Here is a 25,273-nt window from a genome sequence, read left to right as displayed (position 1 = left end):
ACGCTATCGGCGTGCCGTCGGGGGCACGAAATTCCGAGTCAGGCAACAGAAAGGCCCGTTCGTGGACTCGTTCTGCGGCCGTAGGCGGATCGGCGCAGCTCACGGTGCTGAAAGCGGGTCGGCTCCGCCTGTGCGGGCCATGAAATTCCGCCTTGTGCAACGGGATGGACGTCTCAATTCGCGGTGGCCGATTAGCGCTGAAGCGCTCAGTCTCCTATGTCGCGTCGAGTGCTTCCAGAAGGCGCGCGTATGACTCGTCTTCCCCGGCGCCGGTCGTGTCGAGCCGGATCGCGTGCGGGCGCTTGGCCAGATACTCATCAAGGTGACCGCGGATCCTGTCGATCAGGCCGGAATCGGGATCTTCCAGCACCGCCTGGAGCCGTGCCTCGACGGCGTTGATCGGACGCTTGTCGCGCACGCGTCGCAGATGCTCGCGGTCGTCGATGAGGAGAGCCACTTCGAGGTAAGTGGCTCCGGCCGCGCGGGCTGCCGCCTCGAAGGCCGGATCCGGATCGCGGTCATGAACGGTCACCAGTTGCGGGAGAATCACGTCGTGTCCATGGCGCAGGTGCCGCGTGGCCAACTCCCGTCCGTGGCCCCGGGCGAGCTCCAAAGCCGCGAAGAAGTTCTCCTGCCACCCGCCGATCAACCCCGCGAGTACATCCAGATCGAGCGCGAGCGTTCCGGGGTGTTCGTTGGCGTAGCGGCGGGCGAGAGTCGACTTTCCCACGCGTGACAGGCCGTTGAGGTGGATCAGACGCGCCATGACACGACCCTACGTCTTCGTCCGGCCGTACAGCGGACGTTCAGCCGTCGATCAGCGCTCGCCCGCTCCAGCGCGGGTGGCCCGGCTGCGGCGGCTGGAAACCCGCCCGCGGCGCCATCGGGGTAGTCGACCGGGCCCGGGTTCGGCGCGAAGCCGACCTGGTGCCGAGACCGAGCAGGCCCTATGTGGTGGCAACGCTCCACGTGGTGGGTTCAGGGACGAGACGAAGGCGGGTACACCTGGACAGCATGACCGATCGTGTTCCGTGGCAGGCCGACGCGTACCTCGACCTCGCCCGCAGAGCCTGCTTCGTCTGCGAACTTCTCGCCGGCAACGCCGGATATCCTCATCACGTCGCGTACCGGGACGCCGACGGCGTGGTCTTCGCCAGCCGTTTCCCCTCTGTGTTCGGGCACTTCCTCGTAGCCCCGGTCGAACATCGCGAACACGTGATCGGCGATTTCACCGTCGACGAGTACTTGGCCATTCAGCGGCTCGTGCACCGCGCGGGCAGCGCCTTGAGTGCTCTGCTGTCGATCGAACGGCTGTACGTGCTGTCCTTGGGCAGTCAACAAGCCAACAGGCATGTCCACTGGCACCTCGCGCCTCTACCGCCTGGCGTCCCTTACGAACAGCAGCAGACCGCGGTGTTCGATCCGTCGCGCGGCTACCTGGACATCCCCGAAGACGACTTGGCAGACCTCGCGCGCCGTCTCGGGGAACGTCTGACCGGTTGATCGCGAGGGGGGTGTGTGGAAACAGGGACACTCAACGTCTCTTTTTCCACACACCCGTCACGCAACGTGAACCGAGAAAAGCCCGGCTCAGAGCGGGTTGTGCGCACCCAGCGGCGCGGTGCAGAACGGTCCGCCGACGTACTCCGCCGCGATCCCGGTCGGTGCGGGCTTGTCCGCCAGCTGGTCGGCGTAGGTCTCCGCGTTGTCGAGCGACTTGTAGCCCAGGGCCTCGGCTTCGGCGAGCGAGTAGACCCGGCGCGTGTTGTCCGAGACGCCCCAGATCAGCCGGTAGCCGGGGGAGGGGTAGCTCAGGCAGGCCTCGAAGAGGCGCGCGCCGTCGTCGGGGGAGAGCCAGGTCGTCAGGCCGCGCGGGCCGAGGACGAGCGGGCTTTCGAAGCAGGAGCCGATCCGGATGACGATCACGTCCATGCCGAACCGCGAGTGGTACAGGCTGCCGAGCGCTTCGATGGCCGCCTTGCTGACACCGTAGTAGGTGTCGGGCCGGGGCGTGGAGTCGGCGGGGAGGCCGTCCTCGCCCGCTTCGTCGTTGCGGCGGAAGCCGACGGAATGGTTGCTGGAAGCCAGGATCACGCGCGGCACACCGGCGGCTCGCGCGGCTTCGAGGACGGTGTGGGTGCCGTTGATGTTGACGTCGAGGGTGGCTTCCCACGAGTTCTCGCGGCTGTGCCCGCCCAGGTGGATCAACGCGTCGACACCGGCGCACGCCTCCGCCATCGCCTCGGGGTCGGTCACCGAGGCGGTGATCAGCTCGACGTTCTCGCCGGCCTCGGCTTCGGGCTGCGGAGCCAGGTCGAGCAGCCGCAGTACCCGGCCGGATCGGCGCAGCCGAGGCCGCATCAGGGTGCCGACGATGCCCGCCGAGCCGGTGATCAGGACGCGCTGGTCTGCCATGTGAACCCCTTGTCAGTGAAAGAAGCAGGGAATGATCAGCGGATGCCGGCGCGACGCAGTTGCTGGCCGAGTTCCGCGGTGATTTCGGCGAGGAGTTCGCCGACGCGCTGGGCATCGGCGTCGGTGACCTCGGTGACCGGCATGGAGCAGCTGATCGCGTCGGTGCCGGGGATGCGGTATGGGATCACGGCCGCGACGCACCGGACGCCGAGGCTGCCTTCCTCGATTTCCGCCGCATAGCCGCGTTCGCGGGTCTTCGCGCATTCGGCGTGCAGCGCTTCGACGGTGGTGATGGTGTTCGGGGTGAGCGCCGACAGCTCTCCGGTCAGGAGCCCGTCGATCTCGTCGTGCGTCAGTTCGGCCAGCAACGCCTTCCCCAGCGCGGTCGCGTGGGTGGGCAGCGTGCGGCCGACCCGGGACACGAGATGCGTCGAGTGCCGTGACTCGCGCGTCTCCAGGTAGACGACGTCGGTGCCCTCGCGGCGCGCGAAATGCGCGGTGTAGCCGGTCTTCTCCCGGATCCGCTCCAGCGCCTCGGTCGCGTACGGGACGACCGGGTCGCGGTCCAGATAGGCCGTGCCGCAGATCAGCGCGCGGACGCCGAGGCGGTAGCGGGCGGTGTTGGTGTCCACCTCCAGCCAGCCTGCTTCGAGCAGGGTGCGGAGCAGCCCGTGCAGGCTCGACCTGGGGAATCCGGTCCGCGCGTGGAGATCCGACAGCGAGAGCCAAACGTCGTTCGCGGCGAAGGTCTCGATGAGGTCGATCGCCCGCCGGGCCGATTTGACCCCGGCGGGTTCGGCGGCGGGCGCGCCGTTCGCCACGGTGACAGCGGCTTCCTCCTGTGGCATCCGCGCTCCTCCATCCGGCCGTTGACTTGTGACTCCGGCCATATTAGCGTCCCGAACAGCGTTCTTATGGATGAACATAATCACTATAACAGACTCCGTTCATGAATGTGAACAGGTCGGGCTGGGCCTTCGTGAACGCGGAGAGGAGTCAACGGTGCACGTACTCGACTGGGCGATGGTCTGCGCGTATTTCGCGTTGATGGTCGTGATCGGCTGGTGGTCGCACAAGCGGATCCACGATGTGAAGGACTTCTTCACCGCCGGGGGCCGAATGCCCTGGTGGCTGACCGGGATCTCGCATCACATGTCCGGCTACAGCGCGGTGCTGTTCGTGGCCTACGCGGGCGTGGCCTACACGAGCGGGATCACCGTCTACTTCTGGGGCATGGCCAGCATCGGCATCGGTGTCGGTATCGGCAGCTGGCTGTTCGCCGCACGGTGGAACAGGCTCCGGTCGAAGCTGGGGGTGGCGTCCCCGCTCGAGTACCTCGCGCGGCGGTTCAACGTCCCGACGCAACAGGCGCTCGCGTGGAGCGGCAGCCTGCTGAAGATCTTCGACATCGCGGCGAAGTGGTTCGCGATCGCCACGATCCTCAACGTCTTCGCCGGGGTGGACTACACCTGGGGCATCATCATCACCGGTTCGGTCACGCTGGTCTACTGCACCGTCGGCGGTCTCTGGGCCGACGCGCTCACCGACTTCGGCCAGTTCGTGATCCAGGCCATCGCGGCCATCGCCATGCTCTGGGTGGTGCTGGGCAAACTCGGCGGCGTTTCCGGTCTGTGGACGATGTGGGGCGATCTCCCGCCGAGCCACCTCAACCCGACGACGTCGAAGTTCACCACGGTCGTGTTGCTCGTCTATGTGCTGGTGAAGACGCTGGAGTACAACGGCGGTATGTGGAACCTGGCGCAGCGCTACATGGCCGCGCCGGATACGCACGCGGCACGCCGGGGCGCGCGGCTCTCCTCGATCCTGTACCTGGTGTGGCCCCTGTTCATGATGTTCCCGATGTTCGCGGCACCGCTGCTGATCCCGAACATCGAGAACCCGGACAACGCCTACGCGATCATGACGACGACCTTCCTGCCGCCGGGCCTGATCGGGCTGGTGCTGGCAGGCATCTTCTCCCACACGATGGCGATGGTGTCGTCCGACGCGAACGCGATCTCCGCGGTCATCACCCGCGACATGCTGCCGGTGCTGATCAAGAAGACCCGGCGGTGGACCGAAGCGCAGGGTCTGCTGGCCGCCCGCATCACGACCGCGATCTTCATCGTCCTGACCATGGCGGTCGCCACGCAGGCCCCCAAACTCGGCGGTGTGCTCGGGATCGTGGTGCTCTGGGTCGCGGCCCTGATGGGCCCGATCTCGGTGCCGCTGCTGCTCGGCATGCTCCCGTGGTTCCGCCGGTCCGGCTCCCGCGCGGCGCTGATCTCGTGGGCGGGCGGTCTCATCGCCTACGCGATCGCCTACTACGGCTTCAAGGCCACCCTCGCGGTCACCGTGTCCACCCCGATCCTGGTCTCGCTGGGGCTGTTCATCGGGCTCGGCTACCTCATGCCCGAGCGCAAGGCCTCCACCGACGAACTCATCGACACGATCGACCGCGACGACGACGTCCTACCCCGCAAGTCGCAGGACGGCACCACCGTGCCCGCCTGACCGGGCCCGTACCCGGGACCATCCACAAAGAACGAAAGAGAAATTCATGGCACAGCCCAAGATCGAACTCGACGGCCTACTGGCGTTCCCCTTGACCCCCTTCACCGAGGGGCTGGAACTCAACCTCGACGCGTTCGCGGAAACCGTCGAGAGCCACGTGGCCGCCGGAGCCGGTGCGCTGTTCGTCGCCTGCGGTACGGGCGAATTCAGCTCGCTGTCCCCGGACGAGCACGCAGCGATCCTGCGCAAGGCTCGTGAGGTCGTGGCCGGGCGTGTGCCCGTGTGGGTCGGCGCGGGCGGAGGCGCGGCGTCGGCCCGTGCCGGGATCGCGGCGGCGGAGGCGGGCGGCGCGGACGGCGTCCTCCTCCTGCCGCCATACCTGGTGACCGGCCCGCCGTCCGGTCTGGTGGACCACGTCCGGTACGCCGTCGGGGACTCCTCGATCCCGGTGATCGTCTACCACCGTTCCACCGGCGTGTTCACCCCGGACTCGGCCGTGGAACTGCTCGGCATCCCGTCGGTGGTCGGCATCAAGGACGGCTTCGGCGACGTCGAACTCATGAGCCGGATCATCACCACGATCCGCTCCGTCGGCACCGACCGGGCCAAGGATTTCCTGTTCTTCAACGGTCTTCCGACGGCGGAGGTCTCCGCGCGCGCCTACGCCGCGGTCGGCGTGGCGCGGTACTCCTCGGCAGTGCACTGCTTCGCCCCCGAGATCGCGGCCCGCTTCCACCGCGCGCTCGCGGAGAACGACGACGCCGTCATGGAGGCGCTGCTCGCCGGGTTCTACCTGCCGCTGGTGGCGCTGCGGGACGAAGGGAAGGGCTTCGCCGTGTCACTGGTCAAGGCCGCCGCGCGCCTGCGGGGTGACAAGGTCGGCTCGGTCCGGCCGCCGCTGGTCGAGCCCACCGCGGACCAGATCGCCCGCCTGGAGAAGATCATCGACGACGGGTTCGCCGTCCTCAAGTCCGTCGAGGCCGGTGCCTGAAGATGAAGGTTCTCGACGTCGTCCTGACCCCGGTCGCCTTCGCCGACCCCCCGCTGCTCAACGCGATGGGCGTGCACGAGCCCTTCGCGCTGCGCGGTGTCGTCCAGCTGATCTGCGAGGACGGCGTGGTCGGCCTCGGCGAGTCCTACGGTGACCTCGCGTTCCTCGACCAGGTCCGGAAGGTGCTCCCGGAACTGAAGGGGCACGATGTGTTCGACCTTCCCGGCCTCCGCCGGAAGGTCGCCACCACCCTCGGCGAAGTCGTCTTCGCCGACGCGCACGGGCTCACCGGCGGCTTCTCCGTCAGCAAGACCGTCGCCAGCGTGTACTCGCTGTTCGAGGTGGCCGCGCTCGACGCGCAGGGCCACTACCTCGGCAGGCCCGTGGTGGACCTGCTCGGCGGCAAGGCGCGCGACGCCGTCGACTTCTCCGCGTACCTCTTCTACAAGTTCGGCGCCCACCTCGGCGCCGAGGAGGACTCGTGGGGCGAAGTGACCACGCCGGACGCGCTCGTCGGCGAGGCACGCCGCATGGTGGAGGAGTACGGCTTCGGCTCCATCAAGCTCAAGGGCGGCGCCTTCGACCCCGACCAGGAGATGGACGGGATCCGCGCGCTCGCGGACGCGTTCCCGGACCACCCGCTCCGCATCGACCCGAACGCGGCGTGGACCGTCGAGACCGGGATCCGGGTCGCCGAAGAACTCGACGGTGTCCTGGAGTATCTCGAAGACCCGACGCCGGGCATCGAGGGCATGGCGCGGGTCGCGGAGAAGGCGAACATGCCGCTGGCCACGAACATGTGCGTCGTGCGCTTCGCGGACATCGAGCCGGCGTTCCGGCAGCGAGCGGTCGGCGTAATACTTTCGGACCATCATTACTGGGGTGGCCTGCGGGACACCCAAGCCCTGTCGACCACGGCGGAATGCTTCGACGTGGGGCTGTCCATGCATTCGAACAGTCATCTCGGGATCAGTCTGGCCGCTATGGTGCACGTGGCCGCGGCGACGCCGCACCTGACCTACGCCTGCGACACCCACTGGCCGTGGAAGACGGCCGACGTCATCGCCCCGGGTGCGCTGGAGTTCGTCGACGGTGCGGTCGCGGTGCCCGACAAGCCCGGCCTCGGGGTCGAACTCGACCCCGACGCGCTGGCGCGGGCCCATGAAGACTATGTCCGAAGTGGACAGACCAAACGGGATGACGTGACCTATATGCGGAAGTTCGTCGGAAGCTTCGAACCGAATACGGCACGGTGGTGACGAGGTGAAGGTCACCGGATACGCCTACCCCTGGGACGTCGTCGACGATCCCGGCTTCGTCGAGCGGGTACGGGAGCTCGGCGTCGACGAGGTCGCCGTCGCCGTGTCGTACCACAGCGCCCGCGCGGCGACGCCCTGGTCGCCCGAGCGCACCTCGGTCGTCGCGCGCCACGCGGCGCTGTACCGGCCGGTGCGTGAGGAGGCGTGGGGTGAGCTGAAGCCCGCCGAACCGGACTGGGTCGAAAGCCGCGACAGCGCGGGCGACGCCGTCCGGATGCTGAACGAGGCGGGTGTCCCGGCGGCCGCGTGGCTCGTGCTGACTCACAATTCGCAGCTGGGCACGAAGTTCCCGGATTTCACCGTGCGCAACTGTTTCGGCGAGCGGTACCCGTGGGCGCTGTGCCCCGGGCAGCCCGCGGTCCGGGAGTACGCGGCGAACGTGACAGCCGAAAGCCTCGCCGGGCTCGACTTCGCGACGGTCATCCTCGAGGCCTGCGGTCCGCTCGGCGCCGTGCACCAGCACCAGCACGAGAAGACCGACGGCGTCTGGTCACCCGCGGTGGCCCGGCTGCTCTCGATCTGCTGCTGCGACGCCTGCCTCGACGCTTGGGCCGCGGCGGGGCAGGACCCGGCGAAGGCGCTGGGCAAGCTGCGGGCCGAGGTCCGGCGGTTGATCGACAGCGGTGACCTCCGGGCGACCGAGGACAAGATCCTGCCCACCCTGCGGCAGGTCCTGCTCGACACACGGCAGCGGGCGACCGACGCCCTCCGGCGCGAGGTGCTCGCGAAGATCCCGTCCGGGCCCCGGATCGTGCTGCACGGCGCGATGGACCCGTGGGTCACCGGCGCGCTGCCGGGGCTGACGCCGTCGGCCCCGGACGACGTCGACGCGGTGGTGCTGCAGAACTGGGCACCCGGCAGGCCCAGTGTGGGCGCCGTCGCGGCGGCGCGGGCGAAACTGCCGGAGAAGGTCGCCGTCGGCAGTTACATCACAGCGGTGGCGGCCAGCCCGGTGCCCGACATCGAGGCCTACGCCATCGAACTCGGCAAGGCAGGCGCCGCCGAGCTGCACCTGTACCACCTCGGCCTCGCCGGCCCGGGGCGCTGGGCGGATCTCATCGCCGCCGTCAGCGCCGCGCAAGAACTCTAGGAGACGCAAGAAAATGAGCCAGGCAACGGATCCCGCCACGCTCGAACAGATCCTCGCGGCCGCCGCCGATGCGGCAGGCACGACGGCGGCCGCGACCCCAGCCCAGCGCGCCGGATGGCTGAACGCCGCCGCGGACGCCCTCGACGCGGCCGCCGACGAGCTGATCGCGCTGGCCAGCCGGGAGACGCATCTCCCGGCCTCGCCGCGACTGCAGGGAGAGCTGAAGCGCACGACTTTCCAGCTGCGCCTGTTCGGCGAGGTGCTGGCCGACGGCGCGTTCCTCGGCGTCACCGTCGACCACGCGGACGCCGCGTGGCCGATGGGACCGCGGCCGGACATCCGGCGGCTGCTCACCCCGATCGGGCCGGTGCTGGTGTTCGCCGCCAGCAACTTCCCGTTCGCGTTCAGTGTCGCGGGCGGGGACACCGCGTCCGCGCTGGCCGCCGGTTGCCCGGTCGTGCTCAAGGCGCACTCGGGGCACCCGGAGCTGTCCGCCCGCACCGGCGACGTCCTGCGTGAAGCGCTGGTCGGGGCCGGCGCGCCGGAAGGGATCTTCGCGGTCATCCAGGGCCAGCAGAACGGCGTCACGGCGCTGAAGGACCCGAGGATCCAGGCGGCGTCGTTCACCGGTTCGGTGCCGGGCGGGCGCGCGCTGTTCGACATCGCGACCTCGCGGCCGTCGCCGATCCCGTTCTACGGTGAACTCGGCAGCGTCAACCCGGTCGTCGTCACGCGGGCCGCGATCGACGCGCGCGGTGAAGCGATCGCCAAGGGCTACGCGGGTTCGTTCACCCTCGGTGCCGGCCAGTTCTGCACCAAGCCGGGGCTGCTGTTCCTGCCCGAGGGCCACGGCCTCGAAGACACGCTGCGCGAGGCCGTCGCGGCGATCCCGGCGCAGCCGATGCTCAACGAGCGTATCGCGGCCGGATTCGCCGACGGGCTGGCGAAGCTGAGCGACGTCGCCGGTGTCGAGGTGCTGTCGGAATCCGGTGGCGCGGAAGGGATCTCGCACGGTGCGACCCTGCTCGCCACCACCGCCAAGGCCTTCCTGGCCGACGCCGACACCGTCCGCGAGGAATGCTTCGGCCCCGCGTCGCTGATCGTCACCTACGCAGATCAGGACGAACTGATCAGCCTGCTCGGCGTGATGGAACCCGGCCTCACCGCGACCATCCAGGGTGAAGAGTCCGATGTGGACTGGATCCGTCCGGTGCTCCCGTCGCTGACCCGGGTCGCCGGTCGTCTGCTGTGGAACGACTGGCCGACCGGGGTCACGGTCACCTGGGCACAGGAACACGGTGGTCCCTACCCGGCGACCACCGCGCCGACCAGCACCTCGGTCGGCACCGCCGCGATCGAGCGGTTCCTGCGACCGGTCGCCTGGCAGGGCTTCCCCGACGCGCTGCTGCCAGAACCGTTGCAGGAGAACAACCCGTGGGACCTGCCCCGCAGGATCGACGGGAAACGCCAGTAAACCTCGTGAGTGGTGAGGACGGTTAGAACCGTCCTTACCACTCACGAGACCCACCACCCGCCGCCGCCCTTGATACGTCTCGACCCCCTTGGGAGGCACCGTCATGTCCGGATTCGGTCACTTCGACAGGAGAACGGCTTTGAGGGGAGGCGCGGCAGCGGCCGCTTCGGTGGCGCTCACGACCGCTCTCGCGAGCCCTTCGTCAGCGCGGCCCGCGGCTCCGGGTTCGGCCTCCATCGTCACCGGCTATCGCGAACTGCAGATCGGGATCAACCGGCCCTCGGCGGAACGCACCGCCGCGCTGGCGAACCTGGACCGGGTCGCGAAGGCCTACCACGACAGCATGACGGTCGGCGGTGGTCCACTGTGGAAAGACCTCCCGCTCGGTCCCGGCAGCGAGTTCACGACGTCGATGTACGCGCGGCTCCGCGCGATCGCGGTCAACTGGGGGACCTCGGGAGGCGCGCTGGCAGGCGATCCCGCCGTGCTCGCCCGGATCAAGGGCGCGCTGGAACTGCTGTACACCAGCGATCAGTACAGCGAGAAGACCGCCGAGATCGGCAACTGGTACACCTACGAGATCGGCATCCCGCTCTACCTGCTGCACATCCTCGCGACGGTCGCCGACGAACTGACCGAGGACGAACTCGCCAAGTACCTGAAGCCGGTGCTGAAGTTCTCCGGCGACCCGAACCGCCGCACCAACAACCCGAGCGTCGTCGAGACCGGCGCCAACCGCGCGGACAAGTCGACGATCTCCATCGTCTCCGGCGCGATGCTCGGCGACGTCGAACGGATCAAGCGGGGCGTCGGCGCGTTCACCGACGTCGAAGGCGGGGGAGCGGCGAGTGTCATCGCCAAACTCCACCGCGCGGCGGGCGACGGTTTCCACACCGACGGCTCGTTCCTGCAGCACGACTCGGTGCCGTATCCCGGGCATTACGGGATCATCCTGCTCACCGCGGTCGCGTCCGCCATCCACGTCACCAAGGGCACGGAGTTCGCGCTGCCCGCCGACGTGCGCGAGGCGACGTACGCGCTGGTCTCCGACACGTTCGCGCCGTTCGTCTACGCGGGGGCGCTGATGGAGTCGGTCCGCGGCCGGTTCCTTTCGCGGCAAGGGGAATCCGCGCACGACATCGGGCACCAGCTCACCGGCGCCGTGGTCCTGCTGGCGCGGTCGGCGAGCGGGAAGCGCAAGGAAGAGCTCGGCGGCCTCGCCGCGAAGTGGATCACCGAAGACACTTTCGCGCCGTACCTCGAAATTCCCGATCCCGAACGGTTCGCGCCGGGGCCGGACCTCGTCGGCATCCCCGGCATCGAGTTCGCACAGGAGTTGCTGGCGACGAAGATCCGGCCGGCACCGACGGTCGCGACGCATCGCGTTTTCGGCCAGCAGGACCGGATGGTGCACATCACCGAAGGCTGGTCGGCCTCGCTCGGCGTCGCCTCGACCCGGATTTCGCGGTACGAGTCGATCAACTCGATGAACCTGCACGGCTGGTACGTCGGCGACGGTTCGCTGTATCTGTTCCTGCCCAAGGCGAAGGGCCATTTCACCGACGCCTACTGGCCGACGGTCGACGCGCTGGCGCCGCCGGGCACCACCACCAAGAGCGGTCCGCCCCCGAAGCTGGAGTCGGTGCCGCTGACGAGCAAGGATCACTGCGGTGGTGTCCGCTGGGACGCGCGGCACGGCGCGCACGCCCTCGACTTCATCTCCCAAGACGGCACATTGACCGCGAAGAAGTCGTGGTTCTTCACGCCGTCGGGGGTGCTGTGCCTCGGTGCCGGGATCACCGACTCCTCCGGTGAGCGGATCCGCACCACGATCGAGAACCGCAACCTCGGCGAGAACGGCTCCGGTGTCCTGCTGGCCGATGGCCATCTCGTCGACGGCTCGGAGTCCCTGCGGCGCAGGCGATGGCTGCATCTGGAGAAGGTCGGCGGCTACGTCCTGCTCGACGACGCCGAGGTCACCGCGCTGCGCGAGGACCGGACGGGGACCTGGCGCGACATCGACAAGGGCGCCAACACCAAGGGCACCACGGTGCCGTACACGCGGCGCTACCAGAAGCTGGTCATCGAACACGGGGCCAAGCCGTCGAACGCGAGCTACGCCTACGCCGTCCTTCCCACCGCGTCGGTGCTGGAGACGATCGCCTCGGCCTGGTCGTGGCGTGTGCGGTCCAACACCGCGACCGTGCAGGCCGTCCGGCTGTGGGACGCGACCCTCCTGGCGAACTTCTTCGCCGCGGGCTCCGTCGACGAGGTGTCGGTGTCCGGTCCGGCGTCGGTGGCGCTCGGGCGGACCCGCGACGGCTGGCGGATGGCCGTTTCGGACCCGACGCAGCGGCAGGAAGTCCTGCGCGTGACCGTGCGGCGGAAGACCGTCGAGGTGCCGGTGAAGGACACGTTCGGCGCCACGCAGGTCGTCCGCGTTTAGTCGACTGAATGCGGGGCTTGGGGTGGGGTGAAGGGGACTTTCGTCGCATCCGATGCGGGGAAAGTCCCCTTCGCCACACGCCTTGACCACGAGCACGCCGGGATCCCGGCCGACTGTCATTTAGGTCACGTTCTGACCTGAATGACCCCTACGGTCATCTCATGACCGACATCGAGCAGTTCCGCATCGACATCCCGCAGTCCGATCTGGACGACCTGACCGACCGGCTCGCCCGCACCCGCTGGCCGTCGGCGCTGCCCGGTGCCGAGTGGAGCCGCGGCGTCCCCGTCGCCTACCTCAAGGACCTGGCCGAATACTGGCGAGACGGCTACGACTGGCGTGCGTGGGAGAAGCAGCTCAACGAATTCCCGCAGTACCTCACCGAGATCGACGGCCAGCGCGTGCACTTCCTGCACGTCCGGTCGCCGGAACCGGACGCGATCCCGCTGATCATGACGCACAGCTGGCCCAACTCGATCGCCGAGTTCCTGAACGTACTCGGCCCGCTCACCGACCCGCGAGCCCACGGTCTCGACCCGTCACGCGCCTTCCACGTCGTCGCGCCGTCTCTGCCGGGCTTCGGCTTCTCCCCGTTTCCCGAGCCGGCCGACGAGCGGCCGTGGGACATCGCGCGGGTGGCGCGGACCTGGGCGGAACTGATGAGCCGTCTCGGTTACGAACGGTATGGCGCGCACGGGAACGACGCCGGCGCGCTGGTGACGCCCTGCCTCGCGGTGCACGCGCCTGAGCACGTCATCGGCTCGCACATCACGTCCGGCCTGGGAGTGCCGATGGGCGATCCGGCCGACTTCGACGGGCTCACCGAACAGGATCAGGCCGATCTGGCGGGCCTGATGGAGCGCTTCGCGGGCGGCAGCGGATACGCGCCGTACCTGACGAACCGGCCGCAGACGCTCAGTTTCGGCTTCCTCGATTCGCCGGTCGCGCAGCTGGCGTACCTGGTCGAACGGTTCAAGGAGTTCGACGGCTGGCCCGAAGGCGCGGCGCCCGCCGAGCCGATCGACCGCGACCTGCTGCTCACCAACGCGACGCTGTACTGGCTGACCGGGACCGGTGGCACCTCGCTGTGGCCGTACTACGAGGGAGCGGCCGCGATGCCGATCGACCAGACCGTGGTGCCGACCGGCGTCTCCCACGGCGGGCCGTCCGCGCTGCGCACGATCGCCACCCGCAAGAACGACATCGTGCGCTGGGCGGATCACGAGAGCCCCAGCCATATGGTCGCGATGGCCGTCCCGGACGACGTGGTGACCGAACTCCGCGAATTCTTCGGAAATATCCGGATGTGATGTCGAGCGGTGGTCGTCGGCTCCGACCTGGGGACGAAGCTAAAGTGCGAGCGACCCCATGGAGGAACCTGATGACCACCTCGTTCGAGACCGTGACCTCGGCTGACGGCACCGCGATCGCCTTCGAGCGCACGGGACGGGGCGCGCCGGTGATCCTGGTCGGCGGCGCGTTCAACGACCGGACGACCGTCGCCGGCCTGGCCGCGACACTGGCCCCGCACTTCACCGTGATCGCCTACGACCGGCGCGGGCGGGGCGACAGCGGCGCGGGCGCCGTCTATTCGGTGGAGCGCGAGGTCGAGGACCTCGCCGCGCTGATCGAGCACGTCGGCGGTTCGGCGGCGGTGTTCGGGCACTCGTCGGGTGCCGTGCTGGGGCTGGAGGCGGCGGCCAGAGGCGTCGCCATGACAAGCCTCGCCGTGTACGAGCCGCCGTATGTCGTCGACGACAGCCGTACGCGGCCCGCGCCCGACCTCTTCGACCGCGTCCGGGCGTTGATCGCCGACGGCGACCGCGACGGCGCGGCCGAGCTCTTCCTGGTCGAAGGGACGGCCACCCCGGCCGAGGTCGTGAAAGGGATGCGGGACGACGCGTTCTGGGCGTGGTTCACCGGACTCGCCCACACACTGCCCTACGACCTCGCGCTCTGCGGTCCGGGCAACGTGCTGCCCGCGGACAGGCTGGCCAAGATCGCGGTCCCCACGCTCGTCATCGACGGCGGCGAGAGCGACGCCTGGATGCGGGCAGGCGCCCGCGCGGTCGCGGACACGGTCGACGGCGCTCGCTACGCCACCGTCGATGGGCAGGACCACGGCGTCCTCCACCAGCCGGACACCTTGCGCGACCTGCTCACCGGATTCCTCAGGTGACGACCTTCAGCGGTTCGGGGACAGGCCCATCGCCGCGTAATGGTCTCGTGCGGCGCGGGTCTGTCCCAACCCGGCCAGGGCGCGGGCTTCCTGCAGCCGGTAGCCGACCCGCCTCGCCGTTTCCAGCGCGAGCCGGTGCTGCCGCAGGCCCGTCGTCGTCTCGCCGGCCGCGAGGCAGGCGGTTCCGAGGCTGTTCGCCGCCATGGCCAGCAACAGCGGATGGTTGAGCCGGGTGAGGATCGCGCACGCGCGTCCGGCCTGCTCACGCGCGTCGCCCGGACGATGGGCGAGCAGCAGGGCGTCGGCGAGGTCGATCCGGCTCCACGCCTCACCGAACAGGTACCCGAGTTCCCGCGATGAGCCGATCGAACGCTCGATGGTCGCGAAGGCTTCGTCGAAGTGGCCGAGCCGGGCGAGGACGAGGCCGAGCTGGGCCGAACTCAGGATCGTGCCGCGGTCGTCCTCGCGCAGCGCCACCGACCGCCGGGCCGACTCCAGCGCGCCGGCCAAGTCGCCGAGGACCTCCTGCGTGTTGCTGAGGTTGGTCCACAGCGTCGCGGCGGCGTCGGTGTCGCCGTCCGCGACAGCCAGGCCGCCCCGGTAGAACCGGATCGCTTCGGCGTAGTGGCCGAGCATGCTGTGCAGGGCGCCCGCCCGGGAGAGCGCGATCGCTTCGGCCGCGCGATCGCCGGATCTCCGGACGACGTCCAGCCGCTCCATGGCGCAGTCCATCCCCTCGGTGAGCCGCCCGTTCTCCCAGAACGCCAGAGTGAGGCTCGCCAGGCTCAGCTGGAGCGCGTGCGCATCCCCGATCCGGCGGGCGGCGGCGACCCCGGTCCGCGCCACGGCGAGCAACTCGTCGAGATACCCGCATTCCCGAAGGTGTTCCGTGGTGTCCTCGGCGATCCGCCAGGCGTACTCGTCGAGACCGGTGTCGAGCGCGTGGCGCGTCACCGCGACCAGGTTCGCCCGCTCCTCGCGGTACCAGCCGGGGCCGCCGCCGTCGCGGTAGTGATCGAGCAGCCTGGTCATCGCCGGACCCGATTCCTCGTCGCGCGCGACGGTGCGGGCGTGCTCGGCGATCAGGTCGTGGAACGCGTAGCGGCCCAGTGCGGGCTGCCTGAGCAGGTGGGCGTCGAGCAGGTCCTCCAGCAGCCGTTCGGCCTCGTGCTCGCCGGTACCGGCCAGCGCGGCCGCCGCGGGTACTCCGATGTCGGTGCCGGGATTCCCTCCCAGCAAACGGAACATGCGCTGCTGCGCGGCGTCGAGTTCCCGATAGGACAGTGCGAAGGCCGCGGCCACGTCACGTCCGGCGACCTTCAGCTCGGCCAGCCTGTCGTGTTCGGAGCCCAGCCGTTCGGCCAGGTGCTCAACAGTCCATTGTGGACGATGCTGCAACCGGGCCGCCGCGATCCGGATCGCCAGGGGCAGGTTCCCGCACAACGCGGCCACGCCCGAGCCGGGTCGTCCGGACGCCGCCGCGAACAGGGCGCTCGCCTGTTCGTCCGGCAGGACTTCGAGACTGATCGACGCGGCACCGTCGACCGCGGCCAGCCGGCGCCTGCTGGTGACCACGAGCGCGACCGTGGCGGAACCCGGCACCAACGGTCTCAGCTGTTCGGCGCTCGCGGCGTTGTCGAGCACCACGAGCAGTGACCGGCCCGCCGTTCGGGCGCGCCAGAGCTCGGCCCGCCGCTCCACGCCGCCGGGGAGCCTGCTCGCCGGGATGTCCAGCTGGCCGAGCAGGGCTTCGAGCGCGGCCTCGGGCGAGAGCGGTTCACGGGCGGGGGAATGCCCGTGCAGATCCACGAACAGCTGCCCGTCGGGGAAATCGGCGGCGAGCCGGTGCGCGACGTGGACGGCGAGCGAGGTCTTGCCGACACCGGCCATCCCGTCGACGGCCACCGGGCGGCCGAGCCGGACGGTGTCGAGCAGACGGCCGATCTCGGCTTCCCTGCCGGTGAAATCCGGGACGTCGTAAGGGAGGAAGCACCGGGTCTTGCCGTATTCCGGCTCGTCGCGGAGGATCCGCTCGTAGAGTTCGCGCAGCTTCGGCCCGGGTTCGATCCCGAGTTCCTCCACCAGCCGCGTCCGCGCCTGCCGGTAGACGTTCAGCGCGTCGGCCTGCCTGCCTTGCTGGTGCAGCGCGCGCATGAGCAGCCCGGCGAACGGCTCCCGGAGCGGGTGTTCGGCGACCAGCGCCGTCAGTTCAGCGACGGTGTCCTCCCCGGCTGAGATCTCTTCGTCGAGGCAACGCTCCACAACGGACAGACGACGCTCGTCGAGTTCTTCGGCCTCGCCGCGCAGTGCCATACTGTCCACACCGGACAGAGCCGGGCCGTGCCAGCACGCGAGTGCTTCACGGAACTCGCCGCGCGAGACGTGCTCCTCGAACGTGCGCAGATCGAAGGCGCGCGGGCGCAGGACGAAGCCGGGGCCTTCGGAGGTCAGGACGTCGTCGTCGGCGCCCTCGGCGACGAGTGCGCGTTTCAGCGCGGTGGTGAGATTGCGGATCTGCCGGGTGGCCGTGGCGGGCGGATCCTCGTCCCAGACGACGTCCACCAGCCGGGAGACCGAGACTACGCGATCGGCGCCGAGCAGCAGCGCGGCCAGGATCCGCTCCTGCCGTGAGCCCGCCAGCTTCAGCGCCCGCGCGCCGCTGCGGCACTGCACCGGGCCCAGTATCCGAAACTCCATCGCACCCCCTTCCGCGAGGTTAACCGGCCGCCTGCCCGCGCCGGTGCGGAAGTGATGCAGCTGTGATGCGCCGCCGGGCGAACCTGCTGAGGACGGAATACGGGACGTGATGAGGAGAACCCATGCGCAAGCGGTATTACGCGGCGTTGGCCGGGCTGGTCGTGGCCGCGGCGGGAATCGGCGTGCCCGCCGCGGCGGCCGGCGAGCAGCAGGCGGAGACGGAGCGGCAGGCCTGTCAGCGCGCGTTCGACCGCGCGGTCTGGGAGGACATGGACAGCTTCAACAAACGCGACGAGGCCCGCTACCGGGCGATCATCCACCAGAACATGGTCACCATCGGCCGTAAGGGCCAGACGATCATCGGCTACGACGCCAACGTGGACCCGGTGGTCGATGTGCAGTTCAAGCTCCCGTACGAGTGGAGCATGCCGTGGACGGTGACCCACACCGTCGTCGAGGGCTGCAAGATGGGCTACGCGATCCTCGACGCCTACTACAAGGCTCCGTCGCAGAACATCGACCGGCACTACACGATCAGCCTGACGCTGGTGCGTGAGCACGGCAAGTGGCTGGTCATCAAGGACACCGTGACCGACGTGGTGCCCTGATCCCGGGCGAGGGGGGAAAGGTCATGAAGGGGTCGTTCAGGACGAAAGATGTCCTGAACGACCCTTTCATGACATCGGGGCTCAGGGTTTCCGGCCCACCCCGGCGTACGGCAACGCGTTGATCTCCGGGTCCTCGGACATGTCGCCGGCTCCCTGGGGGTTCCACATCGCGCAGCCGACGACGCCGGGCTCGACGACGTCGAATCCGGCGAAGAACGAAAGCACCTCGTCGTGGGTCCGGGGGATGGGGTCGTTCTGGGTGCTCTTGTACGCCTCGATGGCCTCGTCGAGGCCGCTCGAGTTCGCGTCGGCGGCGACGTGCGAGATGGCGAGGAAGCTGCCGGGGGCGATTCGCTCCCGATAGCGGGCCAGTATCGCGTGCGGATCCCAGGAGTCCGGCACGAAATGCAGCAGCAGCAACATGAACAGGCCGACCGGCTGGTCGAGGTCCAGCAGTTCCTTCGTTTCGGGAGCGTCGAGGATGTCGTTGACGTCGCGGAGGTCGGCCTGGATCGCCGCGCACCGGTCGTTGCCGCGCAGCAGCAGTTTGGCGTGGGCCACGGCGACGGACTCGCGGTCGACGTAGACCACCCGGCAGGACGGGTCGATCCGCTGGACGATCTCGTGGAGGTTGCCGACGGTCGGGATGCCGGAGCCGATGTCGAGGAACTGCCGCACGCCCGCGTCCACCATGTGCAGCGCGGCGCGCTGGAGGAACGCCCGGTTGAGGCGGGCCGCGTCGCGGATCCCTGGCATGATCTTCAGGATCTGCTCGCCGAGGACACGGTCGGCCTGGAAGTTGTGGTCGCCGTTGAGCCAGTAGTCGTAGACCCGGGCGGGATTCGGCACGGTCGTGTCGACCTCGGGGGGTACCCAGCTCAGGTTCGAAGTCACCGTCGTCGCCGCCGTTCGGTTGGGATCCGTTGGGGCACAGGAGTCTAGCGGGCTCACGGGACCTGGCCGCCATCGTCCGATCGTGTGGATGTCCGACGGCGGAGCCGCCTTCGCGGCCTCGTGGCCCTAAGGTGGCTGGGTTCAGCGCCCAGTCACCGGGGAGACGAGCACGATGGAACCACCTCCGGACGTCGCCGTCGCACCAGGCCGGTGGCCGCTGCTGGGACATACCGTGCCGATGCTGCGTGATCCGGTGAAACTGTTGTCCTCACTGCGATCGCACGGCGACGTCGTGCGGCTCGACTTCGGCCCGATGCCGGTCTACCTGGTCACCACGCCGGAACTGGCCTGGCGGTTGCTCGCCGTCGACGCGGCGAAGTTCGACAAAGGCATCGTGTTCGACAAGATGCGGCCGTTGTTCGGCGACGGGCTCGCGACCTCCAACGGAGCCTTCAACCAGCGGCAACGACGGATGATGCTGCCCGCCTTCCAGCGAAGCCGTATCGCGCTCTACGCCGAGACGACGATGACGAAGGTCGCTGTAGACCTTGCGGACGCGTGGAAACCGGGCGAAGTGGTCGAATTCGACCGGCGCATGCAGGATCTCGCGCTGACCGTCTCCGGGCGCACGCTGTTCTCCACCGAACTCGGCGACGACGCGCTCACCGAGATCCGGCGGTCGATCCCGATCATGTTGAAGTACGTCATGGTCAGGGCGTTCTCGCCGAAGTTCGCGGAACGCCTGCCGATCCCGGCGAACCGCGAGTTCGACGCGGCGGCCGTACGCCTGCGGCGGGTCATCGGCGACGCCGTCGTCCAGGCGCGCGGGAAGGGCGGCGATCAGGGCGACCTGCTGTCGATGTTGTTGCTGGCCGAAGACGACGAGACCGGCGAGAAGATGACCGACCGTCAAGTAGAGGACGAGGTCATCACGATCCTCACCACCGGCGCCGAGACGACGGCCGTCGCGCTCGCGTGGTTCTTCCACGAAATCGGGGCGCGGCCGGAGATCGAGCGCCGCTTCCACGCGGAGGTCGACGAGGTGCTGGCAGGCGGGCCCGCGCGGTTCGAACACGTGCCGCGCCTGGTCTACACGCAGCGGATCATCAACGAGGTCGTCCGCCGCACCCCGCCGGTGATCCTGATGCGGCGGGCGCGCGAGGACGTCGAACTCGGCGGCGTGCGCATCCCCGCCGGTACCGAGGTCGCGGTCAGCCAGCACACGCTGCACCGCGATCCGCGCTGGTTCCCCGATCCCGAACGGTTCGACCCGGATCGCTGGGAGCCGGAGCGCGCCGCGGAGGTACCGAAGGGCGCGTTCATCCCGTTCGGCGCCGGCGCCCGGCTGTGCCCCGGACATCAGTTCGCACCCACCGAGATCGCGTTGGTGGCGGCGACGATCGGCGCCCGGTGGCGGATGGAACCGGTACCGGGTGTGAAGGTCTTTCCGAAGATCAAAGCGACGATGCAGCCGAACCGGTTGCCGATGATCGCGCGGCCGAGAACCTCGGGCTGACGGTGAGCGTCCGATCACCCCGTGTAGGGTTCATGCTCCTTCCGAGCGTCCCGATTCCGGAGAGGGTTCTGTGAGAATGCCGCTCAAACTGGCCACGGCGGTGGCCGCCTGCTGCGTGCTCCTCGGTGGTTTCCTGGTCGCGGCTCCGGCCGAAGCCGTCGACGTCCGCTGTTCCGATCTGGATCTGCCGGTCACCGGCCCGCTCGGCGAACCCGCCACGGTCCACGGCCGGCTCTGCCTGCCCGACGGCCCGGTGCCCGAGGCGGTGCAGTTGCTGGTGCACGGCGGTACCTACAACAGCGCCTACTGGGACCTGCCTTACGACCCGGATCGCTATTCGTACCAACGGGACATGGCCAAGCACGGTTACGCGACCTTCGCCGCGGACCAGCTCGGTACGGGCGGGAGCAGCAAACCGTCCAGCCTTCCGCTCCTGCTGCCGGTGCTGGCGCGCTCGATGCACGAGGTGATCGGCCATCTGCGTGCGGGCCGGATCGGCGGCGCGCCGTTCGAGAAGGTCGTGATCGTCGGGCATTCGGTCGGTTCCGGCATCGTCGCGGCCGAGGCCTCGACGTATCAGGACGTGGACGGCGTGATCCTCACCGGAATGACGCATCTGCCATCGGTCCCCGCGCTGACCTTCGGGGTGCTCTTCGGCCTCCAGCCCGCGTTCACCGACGGGAAACTCGGTTCGCTCGGCAGCGATCCGCTGTATTTCACGACGAAACCGGGTGCACGTGCCGGACTGTTCTACGCGACGGAAAATGCCGACCCCCGGGTCATCGAAGCCGACGAGGCGACCAAGGATCAGGTTTCGGTCCCGGGAATGGGAACGGTCGCCGTGTTCGGGATCGTGCTGCCCGCGACGAAAGCGATCCGGGTGCCGGTTCTCCAGGCGGTCGGCTCGAAGGACATCCTGTTCTGCGGCCTTTTCGCGCTTCGGGACTGCTCGAGCGGCGAGACGCTGCGCCCGGCGGAAGCGCCGTTCTACCGGCCTGAGGCACAGCTTTCCACGTATGTTCTGTCCGGTGCCGGACATTCGCTGGCCTTACACCGCAACGCGTCCGAATATCGGGACGCCACCCGCGTTTGGCTGAGGGACAAGGTGGGAGTTGCAGTACCGTAGGGTGACCACCCGATTGGATGATCGGCGAACCGTGAGTACGGTTAGAGAATCGTGGAAGATGTTTCTCCACCACGGAATACGAAAGCGACCCCAGGACCGGCGGACGTGACTGCCCCACTTTCGGACGGCGAAGAGTTCCCCGTATCGCCGGACGCCCCGAAGAGAACTTCATCCTCCGCATCCCCGAAGCGGAAGAACACCGCGCCGACCCGCGCCACGCTGGCCCGCAAGTGGGCTTACCTGGTCACCGGTACGGCGTATCTTCCGTATACCCACGCGCAGATCGAAGAGCATTTCGCCGCTCTGCTGGACGAGGTCTTCGCGGCGGTGCTGAGCGAAGACGCCGAGCCCGCGCAGGCCGCCGAAGCCGGCGCGCGGCTCGTCGCGCTCAGATGTGTCGGCCCGGACAGCCTCCGCCGCACGATGGAGGTGCTCGGCAAGGGGCTCTTGCACGAACCGGAGTTGCGGAGCGTGAAGTCGCTCCCCGAACGGGTGTTGCAGGTGCTCGGCGCGCTCGCGGCCGGTTACGGCGAGGCGTTGCGCGAGAGCATCCAGACACAGCAAGAGGATCTGAGCCGCACCCTGGTCACGCTCGAACGCGAGACCCGGCGCGAACTGGTGCTGACCCAGGCACGTTTCGAACAGCTCTTCACCGGTTCGGCCACCGGCGTGGCCGTCACCAGGGTCGACGGCCGCGTCCAGCGGGTGAACCCCGCGTTCGCCGAAATGCTGAACCGGCCCGTCGCGGACCTGACCGGGCTCAACCTCTACGACCTCGTGCATCCGGACGACGCCGAGGGACTGCGCGAGGGCTACCGGAAGCTGCTCGAAGGCGAGAGCCAGCGGCTCGAGCTGTCGCGAAGACTCGTGGCCGAGGACGAGGAACCGACGTGGGCCGGTTTCACCGGTGCTGTCATCCGCGACCCGGCTGGCGAGGCCCAGCAGCTGATCACCCTGGTCGACGGGGACACGGACGTCTCGTTGCTGCAGCGGCAGCTGAGCCGTCAAGCCCTGCACGACCCGCTGACCGGCCTGCCGAACCGGCAGTGCTTCGGAACGCGCCTGGAACGGGCACTGCAGCACGCCGACCCGTCCTTCGGCGTCACCGTCTATCACCTCGACCTGGACGGTTTCTCCCTGATCGCGGGCGGGCTCGGCCAGAAACAGAGCGACGACCTGCTGAAAAACGTCGCCGCGAAGCTGCGGGCCGTCGTCGGCGGCGAGGACGCGCTCGTCGCCAGGATCGGCGGCGACGAATTCGGCATCTTCATCCAGAACACCGCGGCCAGCCCGGACGTCGCCACCGTCATCGGCATGATCAACCAGGAGCTCTCCGAACCGGTCTACCTCGAAAGCGGCAGCGGGGTGGCGGTCTCGGCCTGCGTCGGGGTCGTGCACCGGCCACCGAGGGACATCGCGCCGAACGAGCTGCTGCGCGTCTCCGGAATGACGCTGCGCCGGGCGCAGGCCAACGGCTACCGTCAGTGGGCGCTGTCCGATTCCGTTCTCGACATCAGGGAACGGCACGAGTTCGGCTTGGCCGTTTCCATGGCGGGCGCCTGGGAGACCGGCCAGATCGAGGTCGGCTTCCGGCCGCTGACCTGGCTGGCGGACAGCAGGCCGGCGGGTATCGAGGCGAGGCTCGCGTGGAACCACCCGCGCCACGGCCGGATCGGTCACGACACCTGCGCCCGCTTCGCCGACGAGACTGGTCTCATCACGCCGCTGGGCGAATGGCTCATCCGCACCGCCTGCGAGGAGTCGGACGACAGGCTCCCGATGGTCGTGGGACTGACCCCGCACCAGGCCGCGGATCCCGATCTCGTCGGGTCGGTGCGGACCATCCTGACCGCGACCGGAGTCGGGCCGTCACGGTTGCGGCTGGGCTTCCCCGCCGGCGCGGTGCTCGCCGAACTCGGCGAGACGGTCGACAACCTGCATCTCCTCGCCGAGATCGGCGTGGACGCGGAACTGCAGGACTTCGGCGCGGCCGGTGACGTCGTGTGCCTCGTCGACGTACCCGTGCGGACGGTCCGGATCGCGCCCCGGCTGGCGGAGCGGCGGACGGAACCACTGGCGGAACGTTCGCTGCGGAACCTCATCGATACCGCGACCATGGCGGGCGCGACGGTGATCGCGGACGGGATCGACTCGACCGGCGACGCGGGATGGTGGCAGAACGCCGGTGCCCACATCGGGGCCGGAAGGTATTTCGGTTAGGCGAAAGCTCATCTCGCGTGATCAGGCGGACGACACGCGTGATCAGATGGACGACACGCGTGATCGGACGGACGACACGATTTCGGTTAGGCCGTTTGCCGCAGCCGAAGGCGCTAAGTTACCCGAGGGTTGACGTTCGCGGGCGGATTGGGCAACATCCCAGGTCCTCACCCCGCACCTCGGAGGCATGCACATGCAGGTAGGCCCGAGGCGTGGCGGGCGTTTCAACGCGCCCGTCGTCGTCTTGAGCCTGTTGCTGGTGATCGCGCTCGGTGCCTGGTGGGGCGTGGACTATCTGCGGGCCCGGTTGGCGGGCAACGGTTGTGACGCTCTGACGCCGGTCGAGATCACCGCGGCGCCCGACGTGGCACCGGTGCTCACGCGGCTCGCGAAGACCGTGCCGCAGGAAGAATGCTTCAGTGTCAACGTGACCGCGCGCGAGTCGGCCGAAGTCGCCGATCTGCTCGGGACCACCGCCTCCGGCGGGCCCGACGTCTGGGTTCCCGAGTCGAGCACGATGTTGTCGCAGGCCAGGGACGCCGGCGCGTGGAACCTGCCGGAATCCGGTCAGTCGGTGGCGAATTCCCCGGTGGTGCTGGGACTTCCCGACGAAACCGCGCGGCGGTTCGGCTGGCCGGGGAGGGCGCCCTCCTGGCAGGAGATCCTCGACGGCTCCCCGGTCGGGATCCCGGACCCGGCGCGCGATCCGCTCGGCGTCGGCACCCTGCTCGCCCTGCGGAAGCTGACCGAGAAGGAGCCCGATCCGGCCGCGGCCTTCACCGCCGCCATGCGGAAGCTGAACCCCGCGCCGGGCCAGGCCCCGGCGGCTGCCCCGGCGACCGAACAGGCGGTACTCGCACGGAATCTGGTCGCCGCGTACCCCGGTGTCCCGGTGCAGGGGTTCGACTACCCGTATGTCGTGCTGCCCAAGGCATCCGAAGCGTCGAGGACCTCGGCGGAACGTTTTCTGCGGCTGCTGCTCGATCCGCTCGCCGGGAGCATCTTCGCCGACGAAGGATTCCGGGCACCCAGCGGTCAGTTCGCCGTGCCGCGGGCGCAGGACAGCCGGACCGACCCGGCGCCGCATCCGCCGGGACCGCCGCCGGTGACCGACCTGTACGCCGCGCTGCAGGCCTGGGCCGGGACGAACCTGAGCGCCCGGGTCCAGGTGCTGCTCGACGTCTCCGGTTCGATGGCCGCCTCCGTGCCGGGTACGGGGAAGAGCCGGATGGAGCTCACCCTGCAGGCCGCGACGCAGGGGCTCGGACTCTTCAAACCCTCCACGGAGCTGGGGTTGTGGCTGTTCTCGACCAAATTGGACGGTGACAAGGACCATCGGATCCTGTTGCCGATGAAGACGATCGCCGAGCAGAAGTCGTCGGGCGGGGTCGAGCGGCTGCAAGCCGTGCGGCCGAAAGCCGGTGGCGCGACCGGGCTCTACGATTCGATCCTCGCCGCGTACCAGAACGCCAGGCAGAACTGGAAACCCGGCCGGATCAACCTGGTCGTCGTCCTCACCGACGGGCGCAACGAGGACGGCGAGACGATCGGGCTGCCGCGGCTGCTGGAGGAACTGGGCGAACTCCAGGACCCGAGGAAACCGCTGCCCGTCATCGGGATCGGCATCGGGCCGGATATCGACGCGTCCGAACTGCGGCGGGTTTCCACCGCCACCGGCGGGGAATCGTTCACCACCCCCGATCCGAGGAAGATCTCGGACGTCTTCTACCAGGCGCTGAGCAAGATCATGTGCCAGCCGCCGACCTGCAAGAATTGAGGCGACC

The 25,273-nt window shown here is 69.0% G+C and carries 19 protein-coding genes; 14 read left to right on the top strand and 5 right to left on the bottom strand.

Translation table 11 applies throughout. The features are described 5' to 3' along the window. Positions 1 to 214: 214 nt before the first annotated feature. The gene (locus LCL61_RS04735) at positions 215 to 766 is read right to left on the bottom strand and encodes an AAA family ATPase (RefSeq protein ID WP_340685704.1); all 552 of its coding nucleotides are present in this window, start codon (positions 764 to 766) and stop codon (positions 215 to 217) included. A 248-nt stretch (positions 767 to 1,014) separates the two neighbouring features. On the opposite strand from LCL61_RS04735, the gene LCL61_RS04730 reads away from it, so the two are divergent. After that, complete coding sequence (locus LCL61_RS04730) at positions 1,015 to 1,503, top strand: HIT domain-containing protein (protein WP_340685703.1); 489 nt, start codon at positions 1,015 to 1,017, stop codon at positions 1,501 to 1,503. 87 nt (positions 1,504 to 1,590) lie between these two features. Here the strand turns inward: LCL61_RS04730 and LCL61_RS04725 are convergent, their stop codons facing one another. Together LCL61_RS04725 and LCL61_RS04720 are read right to left on the bottom strand one after the other, a co-directional pair. Further along, entirely contained in the window at positions 1,591 to 2,415 is an 825-nt protein-coding gene (locus LCL61_RS04725; protein ID WP_340685702.1) for an NAD(P)-dependent oxidoreductase, read from the bottom strand. Between the two features lie 35 nt (positions 2,416 to 2,450). Then, on the bottom strand, positions 2,451 to 3,263 hold the full coding sequence (locus LCL61_RS04720; RefSeq protein ID WP_340685701.1) for an IclR family transcriptional regulator: 813 nt from the start codon (positions 3,261 to 3,263) through the stop codon (positions 2,451 to 2,453). Positions 3,264 to 3,417: 154 nt separating this feature from the next. Here LCL61_RS04720 and LCL61_RS04715 point away from each other — a divergent pair, with 154 nt between their 5' ends. The 8 genes from LCL61_RS04715 (at position 3,418) to LCL61_RS04680 (ending at position 14,428) form a co-directional block, all read left to right on the top strand. Further along, complete coding sequence (locus LCL61_RS04715) at positions 3,418 to 4,929, top strand: sodium:solute symporter family protein (RefSeq protein WP_340685700.1); 1,512 nt, start codon at positions 3,418 to 3,420, stop codon at positions 4,927 to 4,929. 46 nt (positions 4,930 to 4,975) lie between these two features. Beyond that, entirely contained in the window at positions 4,976 to 5,920 is a 945-nt protein-coding gene (locus LCL61_RS04710; RefSeq protein ID WP_340685699.1) for a 5-dehydro-4-deoxyglucarate dehydratase, read from the top strand. Between the two features lie 2 nt (positions 5,921 to 5,922). Then, complete coding sequence (locus tag LCL61_RS04705) at positions 5,923 to 7,179, top strand: glucarate dehydratase family protein (protein WP_340685698.1); 1,257 nt, start codon at positions 5,923 to 5,925, stop codon at positions 7,177 to 7,179. 4 nt (positions 7,180 to 7,183) lie between these two features. Next, entirely contained in the window at positions 7,184 to 8,329 is a 1,146-nt protein-coding gene (locus LCL61_RS04700; RefSeq protein WP_340685697.1) for a hypothetical protein, read from the top strand. Positions 8,330 to 8,342: 13 nt separating this feature from the next. Beyond that, positions 8,343 to 9,803, top strand: a complete 1,461-nt coding sequence (locus LCL61_RS04695) for an aldehyde dehydrogenase (NADP(+)) (protein ID WP_340685696.1) — start codon at positions 8,343 to 8,345, stop codon at positions 9,801 to 9,803. Between the two features lie 103 nt (positions 9,804 to 9,906). After that, positions 9,907 to 12,249, top strand: a complete 2,343-nt coding sequence (locus tag LCL61_RS04690) for a polysaccharide lyase 8 family protein (RefSeq protein WP_340685695.1) — start codon at positions 9,907 to 9,909, stop codon at positions 12,247 to 12,249. A 161-nt stretch (positions 12,250 to 12,410) separates the two neighbouring features. Beyond that, positions 12,411 to 13,559 (top strand): epoxide hydrolase family protein, encoded by a 1,149-nt coding sequence (locus tag LCL61_RS04685; protein WP_340685694.1) that lies wholly within the window; start codon positions 12,411 to 12,413, stop codon positions 13,557 to 13,559. A gap of 71 nt (positions 13,560 to 13,630) precedes the next feature. Next, a complete protein-coding gene (locus tag LCL61_RS04680) occupies positions 13,631 to 14,428 on the top strand; it encodes an alpha/beta hydrolase (RefSeq protein ID WP_340685693.1) in 798 nt (265 codons plus the stop codon). A gap of 6 nt (positions 14,429 to 14,434) precedes the next feature. Here the strand turns inward: LCL61_RS04680 and LCL61_RS04675 are convergent, their stop codons facing one another. Next, complete coding sequence (locus tag LCL61_RS04675) at positions 14,435 to 17,125, bottom strand: AfsR/SARP family transcriptional regulator (RefSeq protein ID WP_340685692.1); 2,691 nt, start codon at positions 17,123 to 17,125, stop codon at positions 14,435 to 14,437. A 122-nt stretch (positions 17,126 to 17,247) separates the two neighbouring features. Between LCL61_RS04675 and LCL61_RS04670 the strand changes: the two genes are divergently transcribed. Further along, on the top strand, positions 17,248 to 17,733 hold the full coding sequence (locus LCL61_RS04670; protein WP_340685691.1) for a hypothetical protein: 486 nt from the start codon (positions 17,248 to 17,250) through the stop codon (positions 17,731 to 17,733). Positions 17,734 to 17,814: 81 nt separating this feature from the next. Here the strand turns inward: LCL61_RS04670 and LCL61_RS04665 are convergent, their stop codons facing one another. Then, positions 17,815 to 18,627 (bottom strand): SAM-dependent methyltransferase, encoded by an 813-nt coding sequence (locus tag LCL61_RS04665; RefSeq protein WP_340685690.1) that lies wholly within the window; start codon positions 18,625 to 18,627, stop codon positions 17,815 to 17,817. Between the two features lie 172 nt (positions 18,628 to 18,799). Here LCL61_RS04665 and LCL61_RS04660 point away from each other — a divergent pair, with 172 nt between their 5' ends. The 4 genes from LCL61_RS04660 (at position 18,800) to LCL61_RS04645 (ending at position 25,266) form a co-directional block, all read left to right on the top strand. Beyond that, the gene (locus LCL61_RS04660) at positions 18,800 to 20,143 is read left to right on the top strand and encodes a cytochrome P450 (protein WP_340685689.1); all 1,344 of its coding nucleotides are present in this window, start codon (positions 18,800 to 18,802) and stop codon (positions 20,141 to 20,143) included. A 76-nt stretch (positions 20,144 to 20,219) separates the two neighbouring features. After that, a complete protein-coding gene (locus LCL61_RS04655) occupies positions 20,220 to 21,269 on the top strand; it encodes an alpha/beta hydrolase (RefSeq protein ID WP_340685688.1) in 1,050 nt (349 codons plus the stop codon). Between the two features lie 105 nt (positions 21,270 to 21,374). Then, positions 21,375 to 23,489, top strand: a complete 2,115-nt coding sequence (locus LCL61_RS04650; RefSeq protein ID WP_340685687.1) for an EAL domain-containing protein — start codon at positions 21,375 to 21,377, stop codon at positions 23,487 to 23,489. Positions 23,490 to 23,682: 193 nt separating this feature from the next. Continuing rightward, the gene (locus LCL61_RS04645; protein WP_425342030.1) at positions 23,683 to 25,266 is read left to right on the top strand and encodes a substrate-binding and VWA domain-containing protein; all 1,584 of its coding nucleotides are present in this window, start codon (positions 23,683 to 23,685) and stop codon (positions 25,264 to 25,266) included. The last annotated feature ends 7 nt before the right edge of the window (positions 25,267 to 25,273 follow it).

This window comes from Amycolatopsis coloradensis (genome assembly GCF_037997115.1).
Taxonomy (GTDB): Bacteria; Actinomycetota; Actinomycetes; order Mycobacteriales; family Pseudonocardiaceae; genus Amycolatopsis; species Amycolatopsis coloradensis_A.
This window is presented reverse-complemented; position numbering and strand designations above follow the sequence as displayed.